Origin of the sequence: Cellulomonas humilata (assembly GCF_030814415.1) — a bacterium.
Taxonomy (GTDB): Bacteria; Actinomycetota; Actinomycetes; order Actinomycetales; family Cellulomonadaceae; genus Cellulomonas; species Cellulomonas humilata_A.
Genome location: NZ_JAUSVB010000002.1, coordinates 872,839 through 891,605, shown reverse-complemented (window position 1 = coordinate 891,605; position 18,767 = coordinate 872,839). Strand labels below are relative to the sequence as shown.

Genomic DNA, 18,767 nt, shown 5'->3' with positions numbered 1-18,767 from the left:
TCGTGGTCGGGCTGACCGCCCCAGCCCATCGCGCCGCCGGTTCGGCCGGCGTTGGGTCCTGACCCGTCGTGGGCTCCCGCCCTTACGCTGGCTGAACACGGCAGGACCGATGCTGCGCGGACCGCCCACGTGCGGCCGGGACGGAGGTGTGCGGTGCGGGTGCTCGTGGCCGAGGACGAAGAGGTGATGGCCGACGCCCTGGCCCGGGGCCTGCGCCGAGCCGGCTACGCCGCCGACGTCGCCATGGACGGCGGCACGGCCCTCGAGCTCGCGACCCTCAACCCGTACGACGTGGTGCTGCTCGACCGCGACCTGCCGGTGCTGCACGGGGACGACGTGTGCCGCGCGCTCCTTGCGTCCGGGTCGCCCGCCAGGATCCTCATGCTCACCGCCGCCGGCGGGCTGCAGGAGAAGGTCGACGGGTTCGGGCTCGGCGCCGACGACTACCTGGCCAAGCCGTTCGCGTTCGCGGAGCTGCTCGCCCGCGTGCAGGCCCTGGCCCGCCGCACCGCGCCTGCGCAACCACCCGTCCTCGAGGCGGCCGGCCTCCGGGTGGACGTCGCACGGCGTGCCGTGACGCGCGACCACCGGCCGGTCGACCTGACGCTCAAGGAGTACGGCGTCCTCGTCGAGCTGATCCGGGCCGCCGGCGCCGTGGTGTCCGCCGAGGAGCTCCTGGCACGGGTGTGGGACGAGAACGCCGACCCGTTCACCAACGCCGTCCGGGTCACGATGGTCGGGCTGCGCCGGAAGCTCGGCGACCCCCCGCTCGTGGAGACGCTCCGCGGCGCGGGGTATCGAGTGATGGCGTGATCGCGTGAGGCGGTCGCTGAGCGTCCGCTGGCGGCTCACCATCGCGTACACCGTCATCATCGCGGTGTCCGGCGCAGTGCTGCTCACCCTCGTCTACGGGCTGGTCACGCGGGGCGAGGTGCAGTCCGGCAGCGCGACGACGCAGCGGACACCGGGAGCGGACGCCGAGGCCCCACCGCCCGAGCGCGTGGTCACGGGGCCCGACGACGACGACTCGGACGAGACCGCTCAGCTCGCGCAGAGCTCGTGGTTCGCCCTGGCCTTCGTCACGGTCGTGTCCGTGGGCATCGGCTGGCTCGTCGCGGGCCGCCTCCTCGCCCCCGTGCACACGATCACCGCCCGTGCGCGGCGCATCTCCGCCGACTCTCTCGACGAACGCATCGCCCTGGGCGGCCCACGCGACGAGCTGCGCGCGCTCGCCGACACGTTCGACGAGCTGCTCGGCCGGGTGCAGAGCACGGTGACCTCGGAGCGACGCCTCGTGGCCACCATGTCCCACGAGCTGCGCACGCCGCTGGCCAACCAGCAGGCCGCGCTCGACGTCGCGCTCGCCGACCCCGACGCGGGGGCAGGCGAGCTGCGCGCCGCCGCGACGACCGCGCTCGACCAGAGCCGGCGGGCGGCCCGCACCATCGACGCCCTGCTGGTGCTCGCCCGCGCACAGTCAGGCGAGGCGACCGGCCCGCCCAGCGCGGTGGATCTGCGGGCCGCGGTCGCCGACGCCATCGAGCAGGTCCGCACGCCCGACGACGGGCTCGCCTGGGACGTCCACCTCGTGGCCACGACGGTGCCCGGCGAGCCCGACCTGCTGGCCCGCGCCGTCGCGAACCTGGTGGACAACGCCGCGCACCACAACGTGCCGGGCGGTCGCGTCAGGGTCGCGCTGACCGTCGAGCCGGGCACCGCCCGGGTGACCGTCGAGAACACCGGCCCCGTCGTGCCGCCGGAGGCCGCCGCGGACCTCGTGCTCCCGTTCCGACGCGCCGCGGCCGACCGGACCGCGGCCGTCAGCGGCGTCGGGCTGGGGCTCACGGTGGTCCGGGCAGTCGCCGACCACCACGGAGGCGTGCTCGTCCTGACGCCGCGAACCGATGGCGGTCTCGTCACCGAGCTGAGGCTGCCGACGCAGTGACCGGCGCTCGGTGCGCCGGTCACTGCCTCAGAACCCCGTCGAGGTCACTTCCGGGTAGTACCGGCGGAACTTGCGGACCTGGTTGACCAGCGCCATCCAGACGTACAGACGTCGGCGGGGCGACAGGTCACCGCGGTACGAAAGCGGGTGCGCGACCGCCTTCGCCTTCATCAGCCGCCGCACCCGCGCGGCCAGCTGCGGGTCGCGCACGTACCGGAGCAGCAGCCGGTGCGGGACGACCGCGTAGAGGATCTCCTTGTCGACGACCACGGGCGGGACCGACCGGCCCTCGACGGCGTCCTCGACCACGAACCGCATCGGGTTGGCCCCCGCCGCGGTCACGTAGTAGTTGTTCCGGCCGATGCGCGGGTTGACCTCGAAGAACCGGAACTGGCCCGTCCGCGGGTCGACCTTCACGTCGAAGTTGGCGAACCCCCGGTACCCGGTCGACGCGAGGAACGTCCGCGCCTGCGCGAGCATCGGGTCGTCGCGGTACGTGATCATCGCTGCCGGGTTCCCGAGCCCGGACGGCGTGTGCTCCTCGAGCAGCACGTGCGCCGAGGCGAGCAGGGTGATCTCGCCGCGGGTGTCCACGTACGCGGTGATCGACCGCATCTGCGTGTCGTCGCCCGGCACGAGCTCCTGCACGACGAACCGGCCGCGGTACCCCGCCGTCCGCAACGCGTCCCAGAGCCACGCGAGCTCCTCGGGCGTCGCGATCTCGAAGACCTTCTTCTTGCCGTCGAACTCGACGTCCTGGTAGTCGGCGCTGCTGGCCGCCTTCGCGATCAGCGGGTACTCCAGGTCGACCTCGACGGCCTCCCACGGCTCGGCGGAGCCGAACTCCTGCACGAGCGTCCGCGGCACCGAGATGCCGAGGTCGTCGCAGATCTGCGCGAAGGTGGCCTTGTCCGAGATCTGGTCGAGCAGGTGCTCGGACAGGAACGGGACCACGTAGTACTGCTCGAGCAGCGCGCGGTGCTGGACGACCACGCGGACCAGCCAGTCCGAGTTGGCCATGAGCAGCAGCCGTCGGTCGGGCATCGACTGCGCGACCGCCACGAGCCGGTCCACCAGCTGGCGGGGGTCGTGGCCGTCGTCGACGATCTCGTGCCGGACGATGCGCGAGTGGGCGACGGGCCCGAGGGCAGCACCGGCGACGACGACCGACGTGACGCCGTAGGCCTCGTGGAACGAGCGGGCCAGGGCGTACACGCCGATGTCGGCGCCCAGGATGACGGGCTGCAGCGGCCCGGAGGCCGCTGCAGCCGAGGATCCGTCGCTCACGCGGTCTGCTCGGAGCGGTCGCCCGACCAGGTGGTGTGGAAGGTGCCGTCCTTGTCGGTGCGGCGGTAGGTGTGCGCGCCGAAGAAGTCGCGCTGCGCCTGGATCAGGGCGGCGGGCAGGCGCTCGGCGCGGACACCGTCGTAGTACGCGAGCGACGACGAGAACGCCGGGGTGGGCACGCCGTGCAGCGCGGCACCCGCGACGATCCGACGCCACGCCTCGACGCCGTTGCCGACCGCACCGGTGAAGTACTCGTCGGCGAGCAGCAGCGGCAGGTGCGCGTCGCGCTCGTACGCCTCGGTGATGCGGTCGAGGAAGCGCGCGCGGATGATGCAGCCGCCCCGCCAGATGCGGGCCATGGCGCCGCGGTCGATGTCCCAGCCGAACTCCGCGCTGGCGGCCGCGATCTGGTCGAAGCCCTGCGAGTAGGCGACGACCTTGGACGCGTACAGCGCGAGCCGGACGTCCTCGATGAAGGCGTCACGGTCGGTGACGTCCCACGCGGTGGTGTGGGCCTGCAGGACGCCGACCGCGGCCGAGCGCTGCGGCACCGAGCCGGACAGCGCACGGGCGAACGTGGCCTCCGCGATGCCGGTGATCGGCACCCCGAGGTCGAGACCGTTCTGCACGGTCCAGCGTCCGGTGCCCTTCTGCTCCGCCTGGTCGAGCACGATGTCGACGAACGCCGACCCCGTCTCGGCGTCGACGTGCTGCAGGACGTCCGCGGTGATCTCGATGAGGAACGACTCGAGGTCGCCCGTGTTCCAGTCGGCGAAGATCTGCCCGATCTCCGCCGCCGAGGCACCCAGCCCCTGGCGCAGCAGGTCGTACGCCTCCGCGATGAGCTGCATGTCGGCGTACTCGATGCCGTTGTGCACCATCTTCACGAAGTGGCCGGCACCGTCGGGCCCCACGTACGTGCAGCACGGCACGCCGTCGACCTTGGCCGAGATCTTCTCGAGGATCGGGCCGAGCGACTCGTAGGACTCCTTGGTGCCGCCGGGCATGATCGACGGGCCGAGCAGCGCGCCCTCCTCGCCGCCAGAGACGCCCGAGCCCACGAAGTGCAGGCCCTTCTCGCGCAGCGCGGCCTCGCGCCGGATCGTGTCGGGGAAGTGCGCGTTGCCGGCGTCCACGACGATGTCGCCCTCCTCCAGGAAGGGCACCAGCTCGTCGATGACGGCGTCGGTCGGGCCGCCGGCCTTGACCATGACGACGACCTTGCGGGGCCGCGCGAGCGACGCGACGAAGTCCTCGACCGACTCCGACGGGACGAACACGCCCTCGTCACCGTGGTCCGCGACGAGCGACTCGGTCTTGGCGTACGAGCGGTTGTGGATCGCCACGGTGAAGCCGTTGCGTGCAAAGTTCCGGGCGAGGTTGCGGCCCATCACCGCCAACCCCGTGACGCCGATCTGCGCGGTTCCGGTGGCGGTTCCTGAGGCGACCATGCGGGAGAGCTCCTTCGATCGACGGCCCGGCTCGTTCGCGTCCGCGACGGCGCCCGGCACGTGGGGGGCACGTGCGGGCGCAGGTCGGGCAGGGCGACGTCCGGGGGTTCTGGGTGCGCGATCAGCCTAGTCCGGTGCGCACAGGCGAGGGTGGGCGTGCCGGACCGCGAGACGGACGCCGTGTGGTCCCGGTTGCGGGGCTGTGCGCCGCGCGTAGCGTCGATCTCTCGACGACGACGCCGAAGGGGGCAGCCATGGTCGCGCGCACGCAGACCGAGCCGATCCGGACCGACCCGGACCTCCCACCGGTCGCCGTCCTGGAACAGGGGCCGATGCCCGCGTCGCGTCGCGTGCTGTTCACCGTGATCGCCCTGATCGGCGCCGTCGCGTGGTCGGTGGTCGCGCTGGCTCGCGGCGAGCAGATCAACGCCGTGTGGATCGTGTTCGCCGCCGTCTGCACGTACGTGATCGCGTACCGGTTCTACTCGCGGCTCGTCGAGGCGAAGATCGTGCGCCCGCGCAACGACCGCGCGACGCCGGCCGAGCTGCACGACAACGCCAAGGACTTCATGCCCACCGACCGGCGGGTGCTGTTCGGGCACCACTTCGCCGCGATCGCGGGTGCGGGGCCGCTCGTCGGCCCGGTGCTGGCGGCGCAGATGGGCTACCTGCCGGGCACCATCTGGATCGTCGTCGGCTGCGTCCTCGGCGGCGCCGTCCAGGACTACCTGGTCCTGTCGATCTCGGTCCGACGCCGTGGGCGCAGCCTCGGTCAGATGGCGCGCGACGAGCTCGGGCGGTTCGGGGGCGTCGCCGCGCTGGTCGCCGTGTTCGTCATCATGATCATCATCATCGCGGTCCTGGCGCTCGTGGTGGTCAACGCCCTGGCAGAGAGCCCGTGGGGCGTGTTCTCCATCGCGATGACGATCCCGATCGCACTGTTCATGGGCGTGTACCTGCGGTTCCTGCGTCCCGGGCGGGTCTCGGAGGTCACGGTCATCGGCGTGGCGCTGCTCCTGCTCGCGATCGTCTCCGGCGGCTGGGTCGCCGAGACGGCGTGGGGGCAGGACTGGTTCACGCTGAGCCCGGTCGCGCTCGCCTGGTGGCTGGCCGCCTACGGCTTCGCGGCGTCCGTGCTGCCGGTGTGGCTGCTCCTCGCCCCGCGGGACTACCTGTCGACCTTCATGAAGGTCGGGGTGATCATCCTGCTCGCCGTCGGCATCGTGGTCGCGCGGCCGGAGGTGCAGGCGCCCGCCGTGTCGTCGTTCGCGCTCCGCGGCGACGGCCCCGTGTTCGCAGGCACGCTGTTCCCGTTCCTGTTCATCACGATCGCGTGCGGGGCGCTCTCCGGGTTCCACTCGCTCATCGCGTCGGGGACCACCCCGAAGCTGCTGGAGAAGGAGAGCCAGGCGCGGCCCATCGGGTACGGCGCGATGCTCACCGAGTCGTTCGTCGCCGTGATGGCTCTGATCACCGCGGTGATCATCGACCAGCACCTCTACTTCGCGATGAACGCCCCAGCGGGCGCGACGGGCGGCACGCCCGAGACGGCGGCCGAGTACGTCAATGGTCTCGGCCTCAGCGGGCCGCCCATCACGGCCGGGGAGATCGAGCGCGCCGCCGAGGTGGTCGGCGAGGAGTCGGTCGTCTCCCGGACCGGCGGTGCGCCGACGCTCGCGTTCGGCATGTCGCAGGTGCTCAGCTCCGTCTTCGGCGGCACCGGGCTCGCCGCGTTCTGGTACCACTTCGCGATCATGTTCGAGGCGCTGTTCATCCTCACGACGGTCGACGCGGGCACACGCGTCGCGCGGTTCATGCTCTCCGACAGCCTCGGCAACATCGGCGGCCCTCTGCGCAGGTTCCGCGACCCGTCGTGGCGCGTCGGTGCCTGGATCTGCTCGATCGTGGTCGTCGTCCTCTGGGGCGCGATCCTGCTGATGGGGGTCACCGACCCGCTCGGCGGGATCAACACCCTCTTCCCCCTCTTCGGGATCGCGAACCAGCTGCTCGCCGCCGTCGCGCTCACCGTCGTGACGGTCGTCGTCGTCAAGAAGAAGCTCTACCGCTGGGTGTGGATCCCCGCCGTCCCTCTCGTGTGGGACCTGGCGGTGACGATGACCGCGTCGTTCCAGAAGATCTTCTCCAGCGAGCCGCGCATCGGGTACTGGGCGCAGCACCGGGCGTTCCAGGACGCCAAGGCCGCCGGCGAGGAGACCTTCGGTGTCGCCACGTCTCCCGAGGCGATGGACGCGGTGATCCGCAACACCGCCATCCAGGGGACGTTGTCGATCATCTTCGCCGTCCTGGTGCTGATCGTCGCGGCCGTCGGCGTCGTCGTGATGGTGCGGTCGGTACGCGCCGGCGGGCTGCCCACCTCGGAGGAGCCGGACGAGCCCTCGCGCATCTTCGCGCCGCGCGGGATGATCCCCACGGCCGCCGAGCGCGAGGTCCAGGCGCTCTGGGATGCGCGAGAGCGCGAGCGCACGGTGACGGGAGCGGGAACGTGAACGCACGTCGTGCCCTGCATGCGCTCACCCGGACCGGCCGTGCCGTGCGGTGGTACACGGCCGCGCTCCTCGGCGAGCACGACTACGCGCGCTACGTCGCGCACGTCGCACGGGTGCACCCCGGCACCGACCCCGGCTCGGAGGCGGCGTACTGGCGCGCACGTCACGCGGACCAGGACGCCCACCCGGGGGCCCGGTGCTGCTGAGCGAGCGGCGCCCGACGCCGCGAACATGCGCGCGAACGCGCTGCGCGAGCGGCGTGCCGGACACGCGTACAGACTCCCCCAGCCGTACGCTCCAGGGCGTGACACCCGCTGGTCCAGAGGACGTCCCCGCCGAGTTCGTCAACGCGCTGCGCTCGTTGCGCCGGGTGACCGTCCGCCCCGAGGTCGTTCTCGACGAGGTACCGGGTCCGGCCCGCATCGCCCCCTTCTCCGCTGCGCTGACCGCGGAGGTGCGCACGGCCCGACGGTCCGTCGCCGCCGCCGAGCTCGCGTCCGGTCGGTTCGTCGTCCTGTACGACCCCGCGGGGCAGGAGGCCTGGGAGGGCCGGTTCCGGCTGGTCACGCTCGTGCGGGCGACGCTCGAGGCCGAGGTCGGCGCGGATCCCATGCTCGCGGAGGTGGCCTGGACCTGGTTCACCGACGCGCTGGAGGGCTCGGGTCTCGACGCGCACGCCGCCGGTGGGACGGTCACCCGGGTGCTGTCCCAGAGCTTCGGCGCCCTGGAGCGTCGCTCCGAGCAGACCGAGCTGGAGATCCGCGCCTCGTGGACCGCAGCGGACGAGGATCTCGGCCGCCACCTCCAGGCCTGGGGGACCCTGTTGTGCACCGCAGCAGGACTCGAACCACTGCCCGACGGCGTCATCGCCTTCGGGCCAAGGCGCTGATCGCAGGCTCGGGGGGGCCACCACACAGGATCCGGCTCAAGTCGACGGGTCACGATGCCGATGACTGGCACGTGACCATCGAGCCTCTGCGACGCGACCTGGCCCCGGCCCGACGGCCTGAGCTCAGGCCCGCCGTGCCCGGCACGCGCACCCCGCCGCCGTCCGCGCAGCAGATGTGCGTCGTCGTGACCGAGGTCGCCGACGGAGACGGCGCTCCCCTGGTGCGGAACCTGCGCCGCCGCGGCGCCCCGCGCGTCGTGGTGCTCACCCGCCGCGCCAGCCGTCCCGAGCTCGGCATCCTGCTCCAGGGCGGGCTCCGCGGCGTCGTCGCCGGTTCGACCGCACCGAGCCTGCAGCGCGCCGCCGTCGCCGCCGCTCCCCCGCCGCCGCTGCCCGACCTGACCGCGCGGGAGATCAGCGTCCTCAAGCTCGTCGCCGACGGGCGGACCAACCGCCTCATCGGTGAGGACCTCGGACTGTCGGCCCTCACCGTGAAGAGCCACCTGGCCCGGATCTCACGCAAGCTCGGCACGGGCGACCGCGCGGAGCTCGTCGCCATCTCCATCCGCGGCGGCGTGCTCGCCTGACCTGCGTGTACAGGCGCGGTCGGACCGGAAGTACCTCGGCGCCCGCGCGGCCTGCACAGAAGCGTCGGCGTCGTCGCTTACCGTGGTCCTCATGCGACCTGAGGTGACCGCCGGCGCCCCTTCCGTGGGCCCTGTGCCGCCTCCGACCCCGGATCCCGAGGTCGACGTCGAGCTCCCCCAGATCACCATGCTCACCGAGCCGGCCGAGGGCATCCCACCCGTCGTGGAGACGCCCGAGGCCCTCGCCGCGGTCGTCGCCGCGTTCGGAGCGGGCACCGGACCGGTCGCCGTCGACGCCGAGCGCGCCTCCGGCTACCGCTACGGCCAGCGGACCTACCTGGTGCAGCTGCGGCGCGAGGGTGCCGGCACGGCCCTCATCGACCCCATCGCGGTGCCCGACCTCTCGGCGCTGTCCGCCGCGCTGGTCGGCGTCGAGTGGGTCCTGCACGCCGCGTCGCAGGACCTGCCCGGGCTTGCCGAGCAGGGACTGAAGCCGAGCCGGGTGTTCGACACCGAGCTCGGCGCACGGCTGCTGGGGCTGGACCGGGTGGGACTGGCCGCCGTCGTGGCCGACGCCCTCGGGCTGGGACTGGCCAAGGAGCACTCGGCGGTCGACTGGTCCACCCGCCCGCTGCCGTCCGAGTGGCTGCGGTACGCCGCGCTCGACGTCGAGGTGCTCGTGGAGCTGCGCGAGGTGCTGGCCGAACGCCTCGCCGTCGCGGGCAAGGCCGAGTGGGCCGCGCAGGAGTTCGAGGCCGTCCGCACCGCACCGCTGCCGCCACCCCGGGTCGAGCCGTGGCGGCGCGTCTCCGGTCTGCACGCGATCCGCGACGCGCGTCGCCTGGCGGTCGTCCGCGAGCTCTGGCTCACGCGCGACCAGAACGCGCGCACCCGCGACATCTCCCCCGGCCGCGTCCTGCCCGACCACGCGATCGTCGCCGCGGCGCAGGCCCTCCCGCGCTCGGTGCCGGAGCTGACGGCGCTCCCGGCGTTCGCCGGCAAGGGCACGCGCCGTCGGGCTGCGCTCTGGCAGGCGGCGGTCGACCGCGGCCTGGCGACACCGGACGCCGACCTCCCGTCGGTGCGCGGGCCCAAGAGCGACGCCCCGCCGCCGCCGCGCGCGTGGGCCGAGAAGGACCCGGCGGCCGCCGCACGCCTCGTCGCGGCGCGCGAGGTGGTCACCGACCTCTCGACGACCCACGTGGTGCCGGCGGAGAACCTGCTGCAGCCCGACCTGCTGCGCCGGCTGTGCTGGACGCCGCCTGCGGTGCTCGACGCCGAGGGGATCTCCGGGTTCCTGCGCTCGGGCGGCGCCCGACCGTGGCAGATCGAGCTGGTCGCGCAGCGCCTCGCGGACGCGTTCGAGGCCCTCCCGCAGTCCTGACGCCAGTGTTACTCTGGAGTAACTTATGGCTGGCCCTGCCCGGGAGACCCGGGTAGCGTCGGCCGTCGCGGGCCCGCTCTCGCGTGCTCGTCGGACACCGCCGTCCCGCCCTGGAGGCTCGATGCCCACCGCATCTCCCCGCCCCGCAGCACTGGTCCGCCGCGTCGTCTTCGTCGACGGGGTCCGCACCCCGTTCGGTCGCGCGCGCAAGGACGGGCTGTACGCCCACACCCGCGCCGACGACCTGTCGGTCAAGACGATCCGCGAGCTGCTGCGCCGCCACCCCGAGCTCCCGCCGGAGCGCATCGACGAGGTCGCCATCGCGGCGACCACCCAGCAGGGCGACCAGGGCCTGACCCTCGGCCGCACGGTCGGCGTGCTGGCCGGACTCCCCCGGTCCGTGCCCGGCTACGCGATCGACCGCATGTGCGCCGGCGCGATGACCGCCGTGACGAACACGGCGGCCGCGATCGGCTTCGGTGCGCAGGACGTGGCCCTGGCCGGCGGCGTCGAGCACATGGGGCACCACCCGATGGGCTTCGACGCCGACCCGAACCCCCGGTTCCTGTCCGAGCGGCTCGTCGCCAACGACGCCCTGAACATGGGCGTCACGGCCGAGAACCTGCACGACAAGTTCCCCGCACTGACGCGGGAGCGGGCCGACGCGTACGGCGTCGCCAGCCAGGACAAGTACGCCGCGGCGCTGGCCGCCGGAAAGATCGACCCCGACCTGGTCCCCGTCGCGCTGCGCGACCCGGAGAACGGCTGGGGCCTGGCCACTGCCGACGAGCCTCCGCGCCCCGGCACCACCGTCGAGGCGATCCAGAAGCTGTCCACGCCGTTCCGCGCGGGTGGCCGCGTGACCGCCGGCACCGCCGCTCCGCTGACCGACGGCGCCGCGTCCTGCCTGCTCGCCGCCGAGGAGACCGCCGCCGAGCTGGGCCTGCCCACGCGCATGCGCATGGTCTCCTTCGCGTACGCCGGCGTCGAGCCCGAGATCATGGGCATCGGCCCGGTCCCGGCCACCGTCAAGGCGCTCGACCGCGCAGGCCTGTCCATCGAGGACATCGGCCTGTTCGAGATCAACGAGGCGTTCGCGGTCCAGGTGCTGTCGTTCCTCGACGCGTTCGGGATCGCCGACGACGACCCCCGCGTCAACCAGTACGGCGGCGCGATCGCCGTGGGTCACCCGCTGGCCTCGTCGGGCGTGCGCCTGATGACGCAGCTGGCCCGCCAGTTCGAGGAGAACCCGGACGTCCGGTTCGGCCTGACCACGATGTGCGTGGGCCTGGGCCAGGGCGGGACCGTCATCTGGGAGAACCCGCACCACGCCGACTACGAGCCCTTTGAGGGGGACAGCAAGTGAGCACCGAGACTCCTCGCGCGGAGCGCGTCAGCCACGCCATCGCCCGCGACGTCACCCTGCCCGGCGGCGCGGGCACGCTGGTGCTCGTCACCATCGACAACGGCCTCGACCACACCAAGCCGACGACGCTCGGCCCGCTCGGCATCGCCGAGCTGACCGCCACGCTCACCGCCGTCCAGGCGCGCGTCGCGGCCGGCGAGGTCGCCGCCGTCGCCGTCACCGGCAAGCCGTACTACCTGGCTGCCGGTGCGGACCTCACGCAGATCGGGACCGTCCCCGGGCGCGAGGGAGCGCTCGGGCTCGGTCAGGGCGGCCACCAGGCCTACGAGCTGCTGCACTCCATGGGCGTCCCGACGTTCGCGTTCGTCAACGGTGTCGCCCTGGGCGGCGGCCTCGAGCTGGCGCTGAACTGCGACTACCGCACCGTGGCGTCCGACGTCCGCGCCCTCGCGCTCCCGGAGACCGGCCTGGGCCTGGTGCCCGGCTGGGGCGGCGCCTACATCGTGCCGCGGCTCGTCGGGATCGAGAAGGCGCTGGACGTCATCCTCACGCGGCCCGCGGCGAACAAGCCGTTCGCCGCGGTAGAGGCCACGACGATCGGCCTCATGGACGTCGTCCTCGACCCGGCCGACTTCCTCGAGGAGTCCATCCGCTGGGCTGCCCGCGTGGTGACCGGCGAGGTCGTCGTCCCGCGTCGTGAGCTCGACAGCGCCGAGGTCTGGGACGGCGTCGTCGCGGCGGCACGTCAGCGCCTCGACGCGGTCATCAACCGCTCGCGGCCGGCGCCGTACCGCGCGCTCGACCTGGTCGCCGCCGCTCGCACCGCGTCGCGTGAGGAGGCCTTCGCGGCCGAGGACGAGGCGCTCGCCGACCTGATCATGAGCGACGAGATGCGCGCCTCCGTGTACGCGTTCGGGCTCGTGTCCGGCGGCAAGAAGCCCGTCGGCGCCCCGGACCGGTCGCTCGCGCAGCCCGTCACCCGGGTCGGCATCGTCGGCGCCGGGCTCATGGCGGCGCAGATCGCGATGCTGTTCGCGCAGCGCCTCGGCGTCCCGGTCGTCATGCGCGACCTGGACCAGGAGCGCGTCGACAAGGGCCTCGCCGCGGTGCGGTCCTCCGTCGAGCGCCTCACGTCGACGGGCCGCATGAGCGAGTCGGCCGCCTCGCGGCTGATCGGCTCGATCCAGGGCACCACCGACCTCGCCGAGTTCGCGACCTGCGACCTCGTCATCGAGGCGGTCACCGAGATCCTGGACCTGAAGAAGAAGGTGTTCGCGGAGCTGGAGACCGTCATCTCCCCGACGACGATCCTCGCGACGAACACCTCCGCGCTGTCGGTGACCGCGATGGCGGCCGACCTGCAGCACCCCGAGCGGGTCGTCGGGCTGCACTTCTTCAACCCCGTGGCCGCGATGCCGCTGGTGGAGGTCGTGCAGGCCGAGCGAACGTCTCTCGAGGCGCTGGCCACCGGGTTCGCCGTCGCGGCCAAGCTGCGCAAGACGGCCGTCCTCGTCGCCGACCGGCCGGGCTTCGTCGTCAACCGGCTGCTCGTCCTGCTGCTCGGCGTGATCGTCGACGCCGTCGAGAAGGGCACGCCCGTCGAGGTCGCCGACCGCGCGCTGCGGCCGCTCGGCCTGCCCATGCCGCCGTTCGAGCTGTTCGACCTCGTCGGTCCCGCCGTCGGTCTGCACGTCCTGACGTCGCTGCGCGAGGAGCTGGGCGACCGGTTCCCGCGCTCCCCCGGCCTCGAGAAGCTCGTCGCCGAGGGCACGACGGTGGTCCTGCCCGCGAAGGCGAAGGGTCTGCCCAAGCCGGTCGACCCCGCCATCCAGGCGGCGTTCAGCGAGACGTCGGGCACCCCGCTCGACGAGGCCGGTGTGCTCGACAGCGTGCTCACCGCCCTCACCGTCGAGGTCGGGCACATGCTCGAGGAGGGCGTCGTCGCCACCCCGCAGCAGATCGACCTGTGCATGATCCTGGGCGCCGGCTGGGGCTTCCACCTCGGTGGGCTCACGCCGTACCTGGACCGCACCGGCTACTCCGAGCGCGTGCTCGGCCGCCGGATCCTGCCTGACGGCGTCGCGAACGTCCCCGCCGTCTAGAAGACGCTCAGCCCCCGGTCCCGGAACGTCGCGCGCACACGCTCGACGAGCTCCGGGGTCGGGGGTTGCGTGTCCTCCAGCTCGTACCGCATCCCCAGCTCGTCCCACTTGTCGCGGCCCATCTGGTGGAACGGCAGCACCTCGACGCGCTCGACGACGTCGCCGAGGGCGACGATGTGGTCCGCGACCGCCTCGACGTTCTCCGGCGCGTCGGTCAGGCCGGGGACCAGGACGAACCGCACCCAGGTGCGCGTACCGCTCTCGCGCAGCCGCTGCCCGAAGTCCAGCGTCGGCTGCAGCGCCCGCCCGGTGACACGGCGGTAGGTGTCGGGCAGCCCGGACTTGATGTCCAGGAGCACGAGGTCGATGTCCGCCAGCGTCTCGTCGGAGCACTGGCTGCCCAGGAACCCGGACGTGTCCACCGTGGTGTGCACGCCCATGGCCTTCGCCCCGCGCAGGAGCCGCGCGACGAACGCCGGCTGCATCAGGGGCTCACCGCCCGAGATCGTCAGCCCGCCACCGGTCGCGGCGAACACCGTCCGGTACCGGGCGACCCGCGCCAGGATCTCGTCGGCCGTCACGTCGGTCCCGCGCCGCATCTGCATGGTGTCGGGGTTGTGGCAGTACAGGCACTGCAGGGGGCAACCGGCCAGGAACACCGTCAGCCGCGTGCCCGGCCCGTCGACCGCGGTGACCAGCTCCCAGGAGTGCACCGACCCGAGGTTCCCCGCGCGCACGGCAGCCATGCGCGCGGAGTGGTCGAGCTCGACCGACGAGAGACCGGCCGTGCCGGACCTCGCTCGGGGAAGACCCAGGTGCACGGTCGGCCACGGAGCCACGTCGTGCACCTGGGTGGTCGTGGTGGTCATACCGAGCCGTGGAACGTCCGCGAGAGGACGTCGAGCTGCTGCTCGCGGGTGAGCCGCACGAAGTTCACGGCGTAGCCAGACACCCGGATGGTCAGCTGCGGGTAGTCCTCGGGGTGCTCCATGGCGTCCTCGAGGGTCTCGCGGTTCAGCACGTTGATGTTCAGGTGGTAGCCCGACGACATCATGTACGCGTCCAGCAGACCGACCAGGTTGGTCACCTGCTCGTCGCGCGTGCGCCCGAGGCCCGTCGGTACCACCGACGACGTCAGGGAGATTCCGTCCATGGCCTCGGCGTAGGGGATCTTCGCGACCGACAGTGCGGAGGCAAGCATCCCGTGCGAGTCCCGGCCGTTCATCGGGTTGGCCCCCGGCGCGAACGGCTGACCGGCGCGACGCCCGTCGGGCGTGGAGCCCGTGGACTTCCCGTAGACCACGTTCGAGGTGATGGTCAGCACGGACTGGGTGTGGATCGAGTCGCGGTACGTGGGGGTGCGACGGATCTTGGCCATGAAGGTCTCGACCAGCCAGACTGCGATGTCGTCGGCCCGGTCGTCGTCGTTCCCGTACGTGGGGAACTCGCCGTCCACCGTGTACTCGGTGACCAGGCCGTCGGCGTTCCGCACCGGGCGGACGCCGGCGTGCTTGATGGCCGAGAGCGAGTCGGTGACGACGGACAGCCCGGCGATCCCGCACGCCATCGTCCGCAGCACCTCGCGGTCGTGCAGCGCCATCTCGAGGCGCTCGTACGCGTACTTGTCGTGCATGAAGTGCACGCAGTTGAGCGCGTCGACGTAGGTCTGCGCGAGCCAGTCGAGCATCACGTGGAGCTTGGCCACGACGTCGTCGTAGTCGAGGACGTCACCGACGACGGCCGGCGCGGCGGGAGCCACCTGCTTGCCGGTCAGCTCGTCACGGCCGCCGTTGATCGCGTACAGCAGGGCCTTGGCCAGGTTGACCCGGGCGCCGAAGAACTGCATCTGCTTGCCGACGCGCATGGGCGACACGCAGCAGGCGATCGCCGCGTCGTCCCCCCACGACTCACGGATGAGGTCGTCCGACTCGTACTGCAGGGCCGACGTGTCGATCGAGACCTGCGTGCAGAACCGCTTGAACCCGTCGGGCAGCCGCTCGGTCCAGAACACCGTGAGGTTCGGCTCGGGGGCCGGGCCCAGGTTGTAGAGGGTCTGCAGGTACCGGAAGGAGTTCTTGGTGACCAGCGTCCGGCCGTCCTCCCCCATCCCGCCGATCGACTCGGTCACCCAGGTCGGGTCGCCGGAGAACAGCTCGTCGTACTCGGGGGTGCGCAGGAACCGCACGATACGGAGCTTGATCACCAGGTCGTCGACCAGCTCCTGCGCGTCCTGCTCGGTCAGCCGGCCCGCGGCGAGGTCGCGCTGCAGGTACACGTCGAGGAACGTCGAGGTACGGCCCAGCGACATCGCCGCACCGTTCTGCTCCTTCACGGCGCCCAGGTAGGCGAAGTACAGCCACTGGACGGCTTCCTTCGCGGTCGTCGCCGGACCGGAGATGTCGTACCCGTACGACGCGGCCATGGTCTTGAGCTCGCCCAGCGCGCGGATCTGCTCGGCGTTCTCCTCGCGGTCGCGGATGACGTGCTCCGACGAGCGCTCGCGGTCCAGCTCGGCGCGGTCCTTGCGCTTGCCGGCGATCAGCGCGTCGACCCCGTACAGGGCGACGCGACGGTAGTCGCCGATGATCCGCCCGCGCCCGTAGGCGTCCGGCAGGCCCGTGATGAGGTGCGCCGAGCGCGCTGCGCGCACGTCCGGCGGGTAGACGTCGAAGACGCCGTCGTTGTGGGTCTTGCGGTACTTGGTGAAGATCTCGCCGACGATCGGGTCGGGCGCGAACCCGTAGGTCTCCAGCGCCTTCTCGACCATCCGGTAGCCACCGTTGGGCATGATCGCGCGCTTGAGGGGCGCGTCCGTCTGCAGACCCACGATCAGCTCGTTGTGGCGGTCGATGTAGCCGGGCTCGTGCGACGTGATCGTGGACGGCGTGTGCGGGTCGACGTCGTGGACGCCGCGCGCGCGCTCGGCCGGGAACATCGCGGTCAGCCGCGCCCACATCGCGGTCGTACGCGGGGTGGGACCGGCGAGGAAGGAGGCGTCGCCGGTGTACGGCGTGTAGTTGCGCTGGATGAAGTCCCGCACATCGATCTCGTCCGTCCAGGACCCTCTGGCGAAGCCACGCCACGCCGGCTGCATCGCGGGCTCGGTGGGGACGTTCCGGGACAGGGTGCTGGTGGACATCTGCGTGCTCCTCCGACGGTGGTCGATGCACTCGACGCTACGGAGGAATTGATCCCATGTCTCGGGACGAAAGGCCCTAAGTCTGGGAGGGACGGCGAGACGTGAGTCACCGCCCCACGGCCGGGACGACAGGTCCAGATCTCAGGGGGTACGGCCCAGCGCCGCCAAGACGTCCCGAGCGATGTCGCCCGGAGCGAGCCGGAGCTCGGTCACCAGCTGCTCGCGGGTGGCGTGGTCGAGGAACGCGCGCGGGATGCCGACGGCCTGCACAGGCGTCGAGATGCCCGCCTCACGCGCCCGCTGCGCCACCAGCGACCCGCGGCCGCCGTCGACGACGCCGTCCTCGATGGTGACCACGTGGTCGTGGTCCCCCACCAGCTTGGTGAGCGCTGCGGACACCGGCATGACCCACCGCGGGTCGACGACGGTCACCCGCAGGCCGTGCGCGGCGAGCAGGTCAGCGGTCTCGAGCGCGGTCGGCGCCATCGCGCCGTACCCGACGACGAGCACGTGCTGCGCGTCGGCCGGGCCGTCGTGCCGGGCGAGGACGTCGACACCGTCGAGGTGGTCGATCGCAGGGACGGGGTCGACCAGCGCGCCCTTCGGATAGCGGATCACGGTGGGCGCGTCCTCGACGTCGACCGCGGTGCGCAGCGCGTCGCGCAGGGTCTCCTCGTCGCGCGGTGCCGCGAGCCGCAGACCCGGGACGACGCCGAGCATCGCCATGTCCCACATGCCGTTGTGGCTCGCACCGTCGGATCCCGTGAGCCCCGCGCGGTCCAGCACGAACGTGACGCCGGCCTTGTGCAGCGCGACGTCCATGAGCACCTGGTCGAAGGCACGGTTGAGGAACGTGGCGTACACCGCGACGACAGGGTGCAGTCCCCCGAAGGCCATCCCCGCCGCGGACGTCGCCGCGTGCTGCTCCGCGATGCCGACGTCGAACACCCGCGTGGGGAACTCCGCCGCGAACGGCGCCAGGCCGACGGGCTGGAGCATCGCCGCGGTGATGGCGACGACGTCGGGACGGCGCCGGCCGATGCGCACCAGCTCGTCGGCGAAGACGCTGGTCCACTCGAACCGCGAGGGTGCGACGGGCAGGCCGGTCTCGGGGTGGATCTTGCCGACCGCGTGGAACCGGTCCGCGACGTCCTGCTCGGCCGGGACGTACCCACGGCCCTTCTCGGTGATGACGTGCACGATGACCGGCCCGCCGAACGCCTTCGCGCTGCGCAGCGCACGCTCGACCGCGCGCACGTCGTGCCCGTCGACCGGGCCGACGTACTTGATGCCGAGGTCCTCGAACATGCCCTGCGGTACCAGGACGTCCTTGATGCCCTTCTTCATGCCGTGCAGCGCGTCGTAGGTCGCCCGGCCGGGTGCACCGGACCGGCGCAACGTGCGCTTGCCCCAGGACAGCACGTTCTCGTAGCCCTGGGTGGTACGCAGGGTGTCCAGGTGGTGCGCCAGGCCGCCGATCGTGGGTGCGTAGGAGCGGCCGTTGTCGTTGACCACGATGACGAGCCGGCGGTCCTGCCCGGCGGCGATGTTGTTGAGCGCCTCCCAGGCCATCCCGCCGGTCAGCGCGCCGTCGCCGATCACCGCGACGACGTGCCGGTCGCCCCGGCCCTGCAGCTCGTTGGCCTTGGCGATGCCGTCGGCCCAGCTCAGCGCGGTCGAGGCGTGCGAGTTCTCGACGACGTCGTGCTCGGACTCCGCCCGGCTGGGGTACCCCGACAGGCCGCCCTTGCTGCGCAGCTGCGAGAAGTCGCGGCGGCCCGTGAGGAGCTTGTGCACGTACGCCTGGTGGCCCGTGTCGAACACCATGGTGTCCAGCGGCGACTCGAACACCCGGTGCATCGCGATGGTCAGCTCGACGACGCCGAGGTTGGGTCCGAGGTGACCACCGGTGCGGGAGACCTGCTCGACCAGGAACGTGCGGATCTCGGCGGCGAGGTCATCGGCCTGGTGCGAGGTGAGCCGGCGCACGTCCTGCGGGGAGTTGATGCGCGTCAGCTGACCCATGGTGGTGCCTCCTCCTCCGGTGTACGGCGACGATGCCGCACCGTGCGGACGCCGAAAGCTTGTCCACACTGTAGGCCGACCCGGA

The 18,767-nt window shown here is 72.3% G+C and carries 14 protein-coding genes; 9 read left to right on the top strand and 5 right to left on the bottom strand.

Annotation, left to right across the window (positions count from 1 at the left end):
- Nucleotides 1-153: 153 nt before the first annotated feature.
- Together J2X26_RS10110 and J2X26_RS10105 are read left to right on the top strand one after the other, a co-directional pair.
- Nucleotides 154-813 carry a response regulator transcription factor gene (locus J2X26_RS10110; protein WP_307491915.1) on the top strand — a complete coding sequence of 220 codons (660 nt, stop codon included), beginning with the start codon at nt 154-156 and terminating at the stop codon, nt 811-813.
- Nucleotides 814-817: 4 nt separating this feature from the next.
- Nucleotides 818-1,945 (top strand): sensor histidine kinase, encoded by a 1,128-nt coding sequence (locus J2X26_RS10105; protein WP_307491914.1) that lies wholly within the window; start codon nt 818-820, stop codon nt 1,943-1,945.
- Nucleotides 1,946-1,972: 27 nt separating this feature from the next.
- Here the strand turns inward: J2X26_RS10105 and J2X26_RS10100 are convergent, their stop codons facing one another.
- Together J2X26_RS10100 and gndA are read right to left on the bottom strand one after the other, a co-directional pair.
- Entirely contained in the window at nt 1,973-3,232 is a 1,260-nt protein-coding gene (locus J2X26_RS10100; protein ID WP_307491913.1) for a carboxylate--amine ligase, read from the bottom strand.
- Nucleotides 3,229-4,683, bottom strand: a complete 1,455-nt coding sequence (gene gndA / locus J2X26_RS10095) for an NADP-dependent phosphogluconate dehydrogenase (RefSeq protein WP_307491911.1) — start codon at nt 4,681-4,683, stop codon at nt 3,229-3,231. The genes J2X26_RS10100 and gndA overlap by 4 nt, the downstream gene beginning before the upstream one ends.
- A gap of 254 nt (nt 4,684-4,937) precedes the next feature.
- Here gndA and J2X26_RS10090 point away from each other — a divergent pair, with 254 nt between their 5' ends.
- The 7 genes from J2X26_RS10090 (at nt 4,938) to J2X26_RS10060 (ending at nt 13,518) form a co-directional block, all read left to right on the top strand.
- The gene (locus J2X26_RS10090) at nt 4,938-7,190 is read left to right on the top strand and encodes a carbon starvation CstA family protein (protein ID WP_307491910.1); all 2,253 of its coding nucleotides are present in this window, start codon (nt 4,938-4,940) and stop codon (nt 7,188-7,190) included.
- Complete coding sequence (locus J2X26_RS10085) at nt 7,187-7,396, top strand: YbdD/YjiX family protein (protein WP_307491909.1); 210 nt, start codon at nt 7,187-7,189, stop codon at nt 7,394-7,396. Before J2X26_RS10090 ends, J2X26_RS10085 begins: the two co-directional genes overlap by 4 nt.
- Before the next feature lie 98 nt (nt 7,397-7,494).
- Nucleotides 7,495-8,079, top strand: coding sequence for a DUF3000 domain-containing protein (locus J2X26_RS10080; RefSeq protein ID WP_307491907.1), 585 nt, complete (start codon nt 7,495-7,497; stop codon nt 8,077-8,079).
- Nucleotides 8,080-8,150: 71 nt separating this feature from the next.
- Nucleotides 8,151-8,666: a response regulator transcription factor gene (locus J2X26_RS10075; protein ID WP_307491905.1), complete on the top strand. Its 516-nt coding sequence runs from the start codon at nt 8,151-8,153 to the stop codon at nt 8,664-8,666.
- Nucleotides 8,667-8,757: 91 nt separating this feature from the next.
- A complete protein-coding gene (locus J2X26_RS10070; RefSeq protein WP_439897834.1) occupies nt 8,758-10,050 on the top strand; it encodes an HRDC domain-containing protein in 1,293 nt (430 codons plus the stop codon).
- Between the two features lie 121 nt (nt 10,051-10,171).
- The gene (locus J2X26_RS10065; RefSeq protein ID WP_307491904.1) at nt 10,172-11,416 is read left to right on the top strand and encodes a thiolase family protein; all 1,245 of its coding nucleotides are present in this window, start codon (nt 10,172-10,174) and stop codon (nt 11,414-11,416) included.
- Nucleotides 11,413-13,518 (top strand): 3-hydroxyacyl-CoA dehydrogenase NAD-binding domain-containing protein, encoded by a 2,106-nt coding sequence (locus J2X26_RS10060; protein WP_307491902.1) that lies wholly within the window; start codon nt 11,413-11,415, stop codon nt 13,516-13,518. Before J2X26_RS10065 ends, J2X26_RS10060 begins: the two co-directional genes overlap by 4 nt.
- On the opposite strand, the gene pflA is transcribed toward J2X26_RS10060, so the two are convergent.
- The 3 genes from pflA to dxs form a co-directional block, all read right to left on the bottom strand.
- The gene (gene pflA / locus J2X26_RS10055; RefSeq protein WP_307491901.1) at nt 13,515-14,387 is read right to left on the bottom strand and encodes a pyruvate formate-lyase-activating protein; all 873 of its coding nucleotides are present in this window, start codon (nt 14,385-14,387) and stop codon (nt 13,515-13,517) included. The genes J2X26_RS10060 and pflA overlap by 4 nt on opposite strands.
- Nucleotides 14,384-16,657: a formate C-acetyltransferase gene (pflB, locus tag J2X26_RS10050; protein WP_307491899.1), complete on the bottom strand. Its 2,274-nt coding sequence runs from the start codon at nt 16,655-16,657 to the stop codon at nt 14,384-14,386. The genes pflA and pflB overlap by 4 nt, the downstream gene beginning before the upstream one ends.
- 141 nt (nt 16,658-16,798) lie before the next feature.
- A complete protein-coding gene (gene dxs / locus J2X26_RS10045) occupies nt 16,799-18,682 on the bottom strand; it encodes a 1-deoxy-D-xylulose-5-phosphate synthase (protein WP_307491898.1) in 1,884 nt (627 codons plus the stop codon).
- Nucleotides 18,683-18,767 lie beyond the last annotated feature (85 nt).

What these genes read in the sequence shown, in the direction of transcription:
- gndA (WP_307491911.1), bottom strand. Translation starts at nt 4,683, where the DNA reads ATGGTCGCCTCAGGAACCGCCACCGGAACCGCGCAGATCGGCGTCACG.
- J2X26_RS10090 (WP_307491910.1), top strand. Translation starts at nt 4,938, where the DNA reads ATGGTCGCGCGCACGCAGACCGAGCCGATCCGGACCGACCCGGACCTC.
- J2X26_RS10070 (WP_439897834.1), top strand. Translation starts at nt 8,758, where the DNA reads ATGCGACCTGAGGTGACCGCCGGCGCCCCTTCCGTGGGCCCTGTGCCG.
- J2X26_RS10065 (WP_307491904.1), top strand. Translation starts at nt 10,172, where the DNA reads ATGCCCACCGCATCTCCCCGCCCCGCAGCACTGGTCCGCCGCGTCGTC.
- pflA (WP_307491901.1), bottom strand. Translation starts at nt 14,387, where the DNA reads ATGACCACCACGACCACCCAGGTGCACGACGTGGCTCCGTGGCCGACC.
- pflB (WP_307491899.1), bottom strand. Translation starts at nt 16,657, where the DNA reads ATGTCCACCAGCACCCTGTCCCGGAACGTCCCCACCGAGCCCGCGATG.
- dxs (WP_307491898.1), bottom strand. Translation starts at nt 18,682, where the DNA reads ATGGGTCAGCTGACGCGCATCAACTCCCCGCAGGACGTGCGCCGGCTC.